The 11,433-nt window shown below is 34.4% G+C and carries 10 protein-coding genes; all 10 read right to left on the reverse strand.

The window, feature by feature from the left end; genetic code table 11:
* Positions 1-1,260, reverse strand: a 1,260-nt coding sequence (locus AC1DVB_RS22135) for an MMPL family transporter (protein ID WP_477590964.1), incomplete at its 3' end; no start/stop codon positions are given.
* A gap of 114 nt (positions 1,261-1,374) precedes the next feature.
* A complete protein-coding gene (locus tag AC1DVB_RS22140) occupies positions 1,375-2,025 on the reverse strand; it encodes a response regulator (protein ID WP_477590966.1) in 651 nt (216 codons plus the stop codon).
* A 15-nt stretch (positions 2,026-2,040) separates the two neighbouring features.
* Complete coding sequence (locus AC1DVB_RS22145) at positions 2,041-3,249, reverse strand: sensor histidine kinase (protein WP_477590968.1); 1,209 nt, start codon at positions 3,247-3,249, stop codon at positions 2,041-2,043.
* Between the two features lie 452 nt (positions 3,250-3,701).
* Positions 3,702-4,277, reverse strand: a complete 576-nt coding sequence (locus tag AC1DVB_RS22150) for a TetR/AcrR family transcriptional regulator (protein ID WP_477590970.1) — start codon at positions 4,275-4,277, stop codon at positions 3,702-3,704.
* 836 nt (positions 4,278-5,113) lie between these two features.
* A complete protein-coding gene (locus AC1DVB_RS22155) occupies positions 5,114-6,070 on the reverse strand; it encodes an AEC family transporter (protein ID WP_477590972.1) in 957 nt (318 codons plus the stop codon).
* A gap of 318 nt (positions 6,071-6,388) precedes the next feature.
* Positions 6,389-6,544 carry a carboxymuconolactone decarboxylase family protein gene (locus AC1DVB_RS22160; RefSeq protein ID WP_477590974.1) on the reverse strand — a complete coding sequence of 52 codons (156 nt, stop codon included), beginning with the start codon at positions 6,542-6,544 and terminating at the stop codon, positions 6,389-6,391.
* A gap of 153 nt (positions 6,545-6,697) precedes the next feature.
* Positions 6,698-7,930 (reverse strand): NADP-dependent malic enzyme, encoded by a 1,233-nt coding sequence (gene ystJ / locus AC1DVB_RS22165; RefSeq protein ID WP_477590976.1) that lies wholly within the window; start codon positions 7,928-7,930, stop codon positions 6,698-6,700.
* A 220-nt stretch (positions 7,931-8,150) separates the two neighbouring features.
* A complete protein-coding gene (locus tag AC1DVB_RS22170; RefSeq protein WP_477590978.1) occupies positions 8,151-8,921 on the reverse strand; it encodes an SDR family NAD(P)-dependent oxidoreductase in 771 nt (256 codons plus the stop codon).
* A 911-nt stretch (positions 8,922-9,832) separates the two neighbouring features.
* Positions 9,833-10,897: an NADH:flavin oxidoreductase gene (locus AC1DVB_RS22175; protein WP_477590980.1), complete on the reverse strand. Its 1,065-nt coding sequence runs from the start codon at positions 10,895-10,897 to the stop codon at positions 9,833-9,835.
* 303 nt (positions 10,898-11,200) lie between these two features.
* Positions 11,201-11,433, reverse strand: a 233-nt coding sequence (locus AC1DVB_RS22180) for an OsmC family protein (RefSeq protein ID WP_477590982.1), incomplete at its 5' end; no start/stop codon positions are given.

An 11,433-nucleotide genomic window follows, 5' to 3' on the forward strand; every position in this document is an offset into this window, starting at 1 on the left:
GTGGTACCCAGGACCATATGCTTCAGATAGTAAATCATATGCTCTTCTTTCTGTTGTTTCTTTTGATTTTGTTCCATTATCAGGAAGACCGAGTTGCATATGAAAGAATGGGATACTTACAATTATAAGTACTAAAACCCCTAAAATAGTAACTGTCCAAGGTCTTTTGGTAACAATATCCCCCCATTTACTTGATTCATTTCTTTTCCTTTTATTCGTTAGTCTTTCTAAAAATTTATTTTTTCTAGAAGGACCAATTTTATCCCCCATAACCCCTAAAATAGCTGGAACAAAAATTACCGCAATAAAAATGGCAAATAAAACACAAATTGCTGCAGAAATTCCCATCATAGTTAGAAATGGAATTTTTGCAACAGCTAATCCTAAAAGAGCAACAATAACTGTTAACCCAGCAAATACAACCGCACTACCAGCAGTTCCATTTGCAATAGCTACTGCCTCCTGCAAACTATGCCCTTTTGAAAGTTCTTGCCGGAATCTTGAGATAATAAATAAAGCATAATCTATCCCAACAGCAAGTCCTAACATAGCGGCTAAAGAAAGCGCAAATGACGGAATATCCAAATAATTTGTTCCAATAAGGATTGCTAAAATTCCCATTCCTAAACCTACTACTGCTGTAATGATTGGCATACCAGCTGCTAAAAAGGATGTAAAAGTAATGGCGAGAATGACGAAAGCGATTACTACTCCAATTACTTCTGTTATTCCACCTATCTCTAATTCAGAAAAGGCAACTGTGCCTGCTAACTCCGTTTGGATACCTGCATCTCTTGTTTCCTCAATACTGTCCAGTATTATTTCCTTTGATTTCTCTGTTACTTTATTTGCTGGGACATCATATGTCACTACAACATATCCAATTTGTTTATTTTCATTAAAATTACCTAGTTCTGCAGGTGTAGCAACAGAGACAACAGACTTATCCTTTTTAATCTCATCAAGTGTCTGATTAATGCCATCTACTACTTCTTTAGATTCTAAGGTTTGATTTTTGGGTGCTTTTAGAACTAGATTGACAGTACCAGGTGTTGGTTCTTTTGAAGTTTGAAACTCCTTTTCTAATATTTTTCCTGCTTGGGCAGATTCAGTACCCGGTATAGACATATCCTCACTAAAGGAAGGACCCAAACTTAGTGCCGCGATAGCAATTATAATGAGAATACCTATCGTTCCACCTATAACTTTCTTTTTATGATTTTCTGCCCACTTTCCTAGTTTATAAAGATAATTCGCCATACTTAACTCCCTTCAAATCTTCATTAATTTCTTTACATTCTAATAATAATGGACTAAATAAAAAAAAGAATCGTACATATGGGCAAGCTCCATATGTACGATCGGGCAATTTATTTATACTAAACGGAATAAGCCATGATCAATTGCAATAGCAACAGCTTCTGCTCTAGAGTTAACACCAAGTTTATTGTAAATATTAGTTAAGTGCGCTTTAACAGTACGTTCAGCAATCCCCATATCAAAAGCAATTTCCCTGCTTTTAAAACCTTTAGCAACTGCCTGTAATATTAAAATTTCTTTCTCTGTTAAAGGAGCCTTTTTAGTATTAGTATAATTATTAGATTCCTTTTCCTTGAATTTTAAAAGTTTTTCCATGAACTCAGGCTGTAATAGAGTATCTCCTCTAATTGCAGATTCTAACGTTCTAAATAGGTTTTCTCTACTTGTATCTTTTAATAAGAACCCTTTGGCTCCTAACTCTATTCCTGTCACCATTAATTCATCTTCATTATATGTTGTTAAAATAATAACCGGTATAGTAATACCTTGTTTATTCATTATTTTTAATGTATCTAATCCACTCATTACGGGCATATTTAAATCCAATAAAATAATATCTGGTTTTGTAACATCAATCATTTCCAATGCAACTTTACCATTATTTGCTTCACCTATCACTTGAAACAAATCATTGGTCTCTAAGATTAATTTGACCCCTTCCCTAACGACTAAATGATCATCTACTATCAAAACTTTATATTTCAAAAGTATATACCTCCCCTATCCAATAGGAACTGTTATATATAATTTTGTCCCTTTTCCTGGAGTACTTTCAACTAATAATTTACCTCCTACTAACCTTACTCGTTCCTGCAAGCCTATAAGGCCATATTTACCTGTTTGTTTTCCAATATTTTTTGTATCAAAACCAATTCCGTTATCGGAAATTTCCATATATAACTGCCCATCTTTTTGTTCAATCTTTATTCGTACCTTATTTGCTTCTGAATGCTTCGCAATATTTGTTAGGGATTCACGGAGTATATATGTACCATATTCCATTGATAAATTAGACAAAGAATGAACGGGATTTATTTTATGTTCTACATAGATAGCTGTTACTTCTTCAAATTTTCTTATTTCATCTAACACAGCGGAATGGAAATCAATTTCATCTAATGACTCAGTTCTTAAATTATCAATTACTGTTCTAGCATCCTTTAATGTATCTCTTGCCTGTTGCATTGATCTAGAAATAATTTCATTCGATCTAGTAATATTCCCATTTCTTATATGAACATTAACAGCTTCTAATTGCATAATCAGTCCCGCTAGACCTTGAGCTAGTGTGTCGTGTAAGTCTCTAGCCATTCGTTGTCTTTCATTCAATAAAGTTAGTTCCTCAACTTTTTGGTATGCCAGTTCTAACTGTTGTAAATAAAACTCCATACGCAATCTTGCACTAACTTGTCTGTTATAAATAATCGTATAGAATATGACTATAATCAAAATGACGAAAAATATGGAAATAAAAATAGGGAGCTCACTCGCCCCATAATTCATTACAATAGCAATACAATATAAACCATAAGATAATATAAAGAATATTGTAACTTTAATATTATTTTTAAGAATAACAATGCTTTGTGCTATTAAAACTGGCAGTAAACCAATTAATACAACGGGAGACCCTTTAGGCAAAATAAAAGCAGAAGCAAACAATACACAGTCCTGTATAACAAAGTAAAACCAAATATTTCTTTTATAAAATACACGGGAGAAAAAATATAATAAGGCATGTACTATTAAAATGAAACTAAAAAACAAACTAGGTAAAAATAAGGGCTGTTGTATATTTTGCAGTACTAATGCTCCTATATATACAAAGATTATCCAAAAAATAATAGGCATTTGCGAAAATATTATTTCTTCTTTTGGTTTTTCGTTTGGTTCACGATTTTGCGTTTTATTTAAATTTAATTTCTCCATCTTCCCTCCACCACCTTACTACCATTTTATACTATTCAATTCTTTTATTAACTGTCCGTAAGTACATGCCCAAAAGGGCAATAGACTCTTTATTATAGTCCCTTAACTACATTGTAAATATTTATGTAAAAAACATATGCCAATTTTAAAGTATTCCCTTAGTAAGTTTATATTCTTTTATTAGCTTCAGTTTTTCCTGTTTAACTATATACAATTTCGTGGTCTCCGTGTTTTCCACCTAGTTCCCAATATTCCCCACAAAGTAGTTCAGTAACAATATGGGTACCGGAGCAACAGTTCAAGAAATTGTAATCGTACCAACAAAAGCTTTTATATCCTTAATATATGTAATATGTATTGGAATCAAACTGTCCCTACCGTTTGGTACATTATTAGTTTATTACCATTTATGAGGAATACACAAAAAAATGATATGAGACAGTCTCATATCATTAAGAAAGACGATATTGTATCCTAATTAACTCTAAAACATTTGTGAGGAAACTTATATCTTTTTGATTTTTCATTAATAAAACTCCACCTTCAATCGTGGCAACGATTGATTGAGCATGTTTTTTCGGATCAATAGTAGAAGGAAGATGTTCTTGTTCTAAAAGTTCCTTTAATGTTCTCTCTACTGAATCAATCCACTGATTAAAGATATATTGTAGTTTTAATCGAAATGTTTCATCATGTTCGCTCATTTCGATAGCTAAGTTTCCAATGGGACAACCAGATTTCCCCTCTCTTTCTGTATGGAATACCAATGTTCTGTCTAACATTTTGTTTAATTTAGTTATTGGATCAAGTTGCGATTGAAAAATTTCTAAAATAAGTTTCTGTTCCCATTCTTGGATTAGGTTCTCTACAACAGCTAATCCTAAATCATATTTAGATGAGAAGTAATGATAAAATTGACCTTTTCCAATTCCAGCAGCATCAAGGATATCTTGTATTGAAGTGGATTGATATCCTTTAGAGTAGATAACTCCATTTGCAGCTAAAATAATCTCTTTCTTCTTAGACATATCAACACACCTTTAAATTTTATAAGATGATTATACTATAACTCAAAATCTCTTCTTATTTTGAAGTATACCAAATAAAAGCAGGAAAATCTAAACTTGAAGGGGAGGTGATTGAAATCAGAAATTTAGTCAACTTTACGGATATAATATAGTTTTCTTATCAGGAATCTAGAATGAAATGTTATGTCGCTGTTTAGCACTCGTAAAATAAAAATTCATTGTATTAATATCACTTTTATATCAACTGCCTTCGCTTTCCTTGAGGATTAAAAATAATCACTCTTCCAATAAATTCAATAATATAAATGTTGTGATTATTGTAAAAAGGTGAAAACCAGGTGTATTAATAATGTTGGTATAAATCCAATCCCACATAAAATCCCCATAACCTCTATTATTAAGAAAGTTTATATAAAAATTTATTTTATTTTGAAAACAGCACACTTTATAGAAAGGCATGTTTATACTAAAACCTTTTCCTATACTATCTATCAATAAATCTCTCAACTAAGATACGCTCACTTCATTTCATAAACTCTAAATGGTTCTGGTACAACTTCGAGTTTTGTCAAAATATGAATAAAATTATAAGGTTAATACCGAACATTTAAGATTTTATACTATAAAAATTCGGTATTAACTTTTTATTATGAATAAAAATGGCCCGTAGGGCAGGTAAAATTCATAGTACTTTAGCTGTTTGCTTCTTTTTTCAACAGACTCATCATTTAAATATTAACTAGAATTAAATTCAACAATCAGTTACCAACACAGTTTATTCTACAGATGCTTTAGTATTCTTTACAATCTAAACTGATTGAATGACAATAACCTATTTACATCAACCAAGAGATTAAAAAGGGAAGGGAGGCAAGAGACATAAGCGCACTAATAACAAAAGCAGAGGCTGTCTCACTTGCTAGATTGTCAAATCTCACCGAAATCATAGCTGCTACTGCAGATCCTGGGAATGCTACTAATAAAATTAATTTTGTTACGTCATCTGAAGATAATCCCATTGCAAGCGCAATTCCAAGCATGACAGTTGGTTGAACAATTATTTTAAGAAGCGCTATCCCAAATGCAGTTCGGCTAAATTGAATTCTACGAATTCCGATTGTGACCCCCACTGCAAATAACGCTGCGCCCGATGTAATGGAACCAATTTGCTCTAAACTATTCGCTAATAAATCTGGTGTATGGAACCCAAATAGCACTAGAACAACCCCAACTAAAGGAACACACGCTAACGGCTCTGAAAGACCATGTAAAATTGATTTAACAGTTACTTTAAAAAGACTTTCTTCTTCGTCAATCCCTTTATTCTGACGTTGACCTACTGTGCCAATAATAGTGGCTAATGGATCTAGCATGGCATTCACAACGATTCCTGTAATGGCAATTGGAATCGCAACCACATCTGCTCCAAACAAACTTCCTAAAACTGGAATTCCCATAAATGCAAAAGTTGGTTGGGTTGAGTTTAAAGAAAACATTGATGCTCCTGTTAATGAAAATTTAAATGCGTATTTAGCTATTAACAGGAAAACAATATAAAAACCTACTATACCAATGACTAAGGCAAGTAAAAATGGCCATTTTTCAATTAATATTTGCTTAGATGTTGTTGTAATCCCCACAAACAGATGGGCTGGTAATGCAAATTTAGTTACTAATGTATTTAATCCTTTTGATGTCATGGCATCAAATTTTTTAAAATATCCAGCTAAATATCCTAATGCGATGACAAAGAAAATAGGTGTTAAAATAATAAAGATTTGACTAATATCCATTTTAAAATCCTCCATCTTTCACTTTTAATCTAAACCATTTAACTTCAAAGTGAATGGTTTTTAATAAATACCAATGTCTATCAAGGTGATAGGCATTGATTTATCCGAATTTTCACTAGCTTTGATTTGTTTATAAGTTGGATGCCACAGACATCTTTTACAGCTTGTTCAACATTTTCTGGAGCATGCTGAGAGACGCCCTCTTTAATAGTTGCTTTTGCAACCTCATATTGTACCTACTGTTTGGTACAATATGAGGTTGCCATGTTACTTCACTACTTAACTCTATATGCTTACAATATAAAATTACTATATTTTTCATATCTTATTAACATGAATTTCCATACAATATGGACTACCAGTAACGTGAGCTACTGCCACAGCCATTAATTCCTTTAATTTAGATGATAATTTCCCTTGAGATAAGAACTTATGATCAAAGTTGACAAATTCACGAAATGCCTTACCGTTCAATTTACTAAATTTTCTTAAACGATTAATGTCTGATTTTGATATAAACTATCTTTAGCCATTTTATCTTCTCCTTCTAATAAGTATTTTGTGTATTGATACTTTAAGTTTTATAAGGCACCGCATTATGTACCTACCGTTCGGTACAACCAGCGATTAGCTCTCGATTTTTGTTAGTTGTTCTGTATGTGCTTTAACAATTGCTGGATCAATTTTAATACGTGCTACACCTGAATCTATTGCTGCTTTTGCTACAGATTCTGCCACAGCTGGCGCTACACGAGGATCAAATGGTCCAGGGATTACGTAATCTGCGTTTAGCTCTTCTTCAGTAATCAGACCAGCGATTGCTTCAACAGCCGCTTTTTTCATTTCTTCATTGATATCAGAAGCACGAACATCTAACGCTCCTCGGAAAATCCCAGGGAATGCAAGAACGTTGTTTACTTGGTTCGGGAAGTCTGAACGCCCTGTTCCGATAACTGCCGCTCCTGCTTCTTTCGCAGCGTCCGGATTAATTTCCGGATTAGGATTTGCCATAGCAAAGATAATCGCATTGTCATTCATTGATTTAACCATTTCTTGAGATAGAGCATCAGCCGCAGATACACCGATAAATACGTCTGCGCCTTTAATCACATCGCTTAGCGTGCCGCTTTCTTTGTTTACATTTGTATAAGAAGCAACATCTGATTTTACTTTATTCATGCCTTGCGGACGGCCTTCATAGATTGCTCCTCTTGTATCGCACATGATCATGTCGCGTACGCCGTAAGAGTAAAGAAGCTTTGTGATTGCAATGCCGGCTGCTCCTGCCCCGTTTAAGACAATTTTTAAATCTTTCATTGTCTTGTTTACGATTTTTAGTGCGTTTACTAGTCCTGCTACTGTTACAATCGCTGTTCCGTGCTGATCATCGTGGAAAACAGGGATATCCACTTCTTTTTTCAATCTTTCTTCAATTTCAAAGCATTGTGGAGCTGCAATATCCTCTAAGTTAATGCCTCCAAATGTGTGAGCCATTAACTTTACTGTTTCAACAATTTTATCTGTATCTGTTGTATCAAGCGTGATTGGGAATGCGTCTACGCCTGCAAAGCTTTTGAATAAAATTGCTTTTCCCTCCATAACTGGAAGTGAAGCTGCAGGTCCAATGTTTCCTAAGCCAAGAACAGCCGTACCATTTGTCACAACGCCGACCATATTTCCTTTCATTGTGTAATCATACACCGTTTCTGGATGTTCATGAATCACTTTACAAGGTTCTGCTACTCCTGGAGAGTATGCTAAACTTAAATCTTGAGCGTTTTGAATTTCGACTTTTGATTTAACTTCTAACTTTCCTTGTTTTTCTTGGTGCATACGTAGTGCTTGATCACGTAGTGACATAATGTATTCTCCTTTTTTTCTTCTATACTTTTATTTTTGTAATGAATTTATTTAACACTAGCTTTTTATCGTCGTAATTGTAAGACAATCTGACCGAATAAATTCACTGACAAGTGCCAAACGACTTGCCACCTGGCACCGATTGAATATCGATGCCAGCATAGCCTTTTTTAGTTGTCTACTTGACAGGGGTAAGTCCAGATTCCTCCTTTTTTCATTTTTATCTTAATCGAGCTGTAACTCCACCATCAATTGGCATAATAATACCTGTAATCCATGATGATGAATCATCCGCAAGGAATAAAATTGCATTTGCTACATCATCTGGAGTACCATTGCGTCCAATGGGTTGAAACTCATTAAAGGTTGGCAATACTTCTGCTACTTCTTCTTCTGACATAAAAGTATTGAAAATTGGTGTTTCAACAATTGCTGGTGCTACTGCATTTACTCGAATGTGATCACCAGCAAATTCTACGGCTAAATTTCTTGTCAAAGCATGTCTTCCTGCCATTGCAGCTGAGTAAGCTGATGAAGGAGTTGCYTCCACTGCTTGAATTGCCCACATTGAACCTGTATTTACAATTGCTCCTCCTCCACGTTTTTTCATTTCTGGTATAACTGCTTGAGAAGGATAGAATGTTCCTTTAACGATTGTATCTAAATAGGATTGTAAATCATCCTCTGTATGATCAAGGAACGGTGTTGGATTAAATTTCCCTGTATTATTAACTAATATATCTACACCACCAAACACTTCTACTGCTTTTTTAACCAGTTTCTCCGAAGTTTCCTTTTTACTGATGTCACCGGCTACATATAAAACTTTTTTACCAGTGTGGTCAATTTCTAAAGCCGTTTCCTTTAACACATTTTCTCTACGTCCATTAATAATTACATTGGCTCCTTCTTCAAAAAATCTTTTTGCAGTTGCTTTCCCAATCCCAGTACCTCCACCAGTTACGATTACAGTTTTCTTTTCAAATCTCATTATCATTCATCTCCCATTTTTATTATTTAGTTCAGTTGTTCCATCAATCACTATTGGAAATTCCTTTTAAGTTCATTTCCACCAATAAGCCTATTATTTAAAGGGTTAGTTACTTTAACATAATTCATTTATAACAGGTAAATATATTAACCATTTATCCAACTACTAAAGGTGGATTTGATTTAAAAAATTTCATTTACAATTCATGATTTGATGACTGATCATCATGATAAAACTTACGCTACTTATTATTCAATTGAATAATTGAATAATTGAATTATAGCATCAGAATTCCGACTCGTCAATTAATATTGTTTCACCTAATAAGGATAACTTTTCATAGTAATTAATTAATATCTAACAAAATGAAAATATACATGATATTTTAGAATCTAGTGGTACTACAGTTTTTGAAACTTTTATTCTTTTTGAGACTTCTTGATCTAGCATTTCATTCTGCTCAGTAAAAAATCCAGATACTTTAAACTGGTTTTCAAAATAAGTGATTGAGGCAAATGGTATACCATTTAATGACAAGCACTAGTTTATCTTTTTATTGCGAGATAAAGGTTTCTATTAGTAAAAACTTATCGGTTAAATTGTGTATTCTTGATAATTGTCGTCATTTAGCTGTTCAGCTTTTCTAGAGTGTGGCCATATCGAAATGCTTAATAAGGAATAAAAAAGACCAACCTCCGAACTACACCCCAATTATTAGACACCATCTTACCAATTTGGGTGTAGTTTTTTTAAAATGAACGCTTATTGCGGAGAATGCCTATTTTAAAAAGTTGCGGCTAAAATAAAGATTGATTAGAAATGTTATGGGATTCTTTATTTGAATGTAACTAAAAAGAACCCATTTTGAGAAAAACCAAAATGGGTTCTTTATTATTTTTCAAGCTCCGCGATTAATATAATTTTTCGATTGCCTCACGCGTAAACGGAAGTAATTCTTCTGTTCGTCCATCTCGGATCTTGTTTACCCAGTCAGGGTCAGCCAATAATGCGCGACCTACCGCTATCAAATCGAATTCTTCACGTTCTAATCTCTCGATTAAATCGCCCATCTTGTTGGTTTTACCATTAGCCTCTTCCCCGGTAGCAAAGAAATCCACGAAATCAGCGCCATCAAGACCGACAGATCCAACTGTAATTGTTGGTTTTCCTGTCAGTTTTTTCATCCATCCTGAGAGATTCAGTTCAGATCCTTCAAATGCAGGTTCCCAAAAGCGACGAATAGAGGCATGAAAGATGTCAACGCCTGCATCAACTAATGGCGTTAAGAAACGTTTTAGTTCTTCTGGAGTTTCTACTAATTTTGCTGTATAGTCATCATATTTCCATTGTGAGATTCGGAACACGATTGGAAATTCTGGTCCAACAGCACGTCGGCAAGCTGCGATGACCTCACTCGCAAAGCGCGTGCGCTTAACTATGTCGCCACCGTATTCATCGGTACGTGTGTTTGTTTTTCCCCAGAAGAACTGATCGATTAAAAATCCATGGGCTGCCATAATCTCGATGCCATCAAAACCAACTTTTTTAGCATTGGCAGCTGCCTGTTCGAAAGCTTCAACCAATTCCGAAATTTCTTGTTTTGAGTAATCATTAGCGTTGCCTCGTGCACCCATGTGCCACACTTGAGAGAAAATTTCCCCACCGGCCTCGTGTACTCCATCAACTACTTTTGACCAACCGTTTAGCGCCTCTTCTCCGTATAAGTGTGGTACGTCCTCCTGCCATGCTGGCACCTCGGATGCAACATCAGGATGGTTGATAAACGTACCCTCTGTCACAATAAGTCCAACACCCTTTTCAGCTCTACGACGATAATACGCAGCGACATCCTCCCCTGGTACTCCATTTGGAGAAGAGTTTCGCGTCATAGGTGCCATCAAAATACGATTAGATAGTTTCAGATTTCCCATTTCGAATGGTTTAAAAAGAGCTTCAACTGATTGAAAATTGTTCATAAAAACCTCCAAGTTTTATCACTAAAAGTGTTATTTTATAAAGATGTAACGTGGAATTATATTAGCAATATTTAAATCAACCTAACTAATTCCCAACAGTACATCTTGAAAAAGATCAAAAGAACCCTTGCCCTTATTTAATGTTTTGCTTGCTTATGTTACCTTTTCAGTACAATATTGATTCTGGCGCCAACCACATTGGCGATTACCTAGAATTAACAAATTATCTCAGACAAGCTGTTACCCTACCACTTAAAGTTAGTTATACAAGGTAAAGTAAGATCGGCACTGTCATATAGCTTTTTACTTATTACGTTTAAAAGTTGAATTTACTTGGACATTTCTTTCTAGTGAATTTCTTACAGGAGAAATTTCCATTGCTTTTGAAACTAATTCTTCAAGTTGTTTATCGTCTGCTTCACTATCCACTGTGAATTGAACATCCACTTCGTTAAAACCTGGATTTCCTTCTTTTAAGCCCAACAATACATTTAAATCTAATTGTCCTGAAGCATTAACTTCTAGTGAATTCACCT

The organism is Peribacillus sp. P4_D6 (assembly GCF_056401795.1).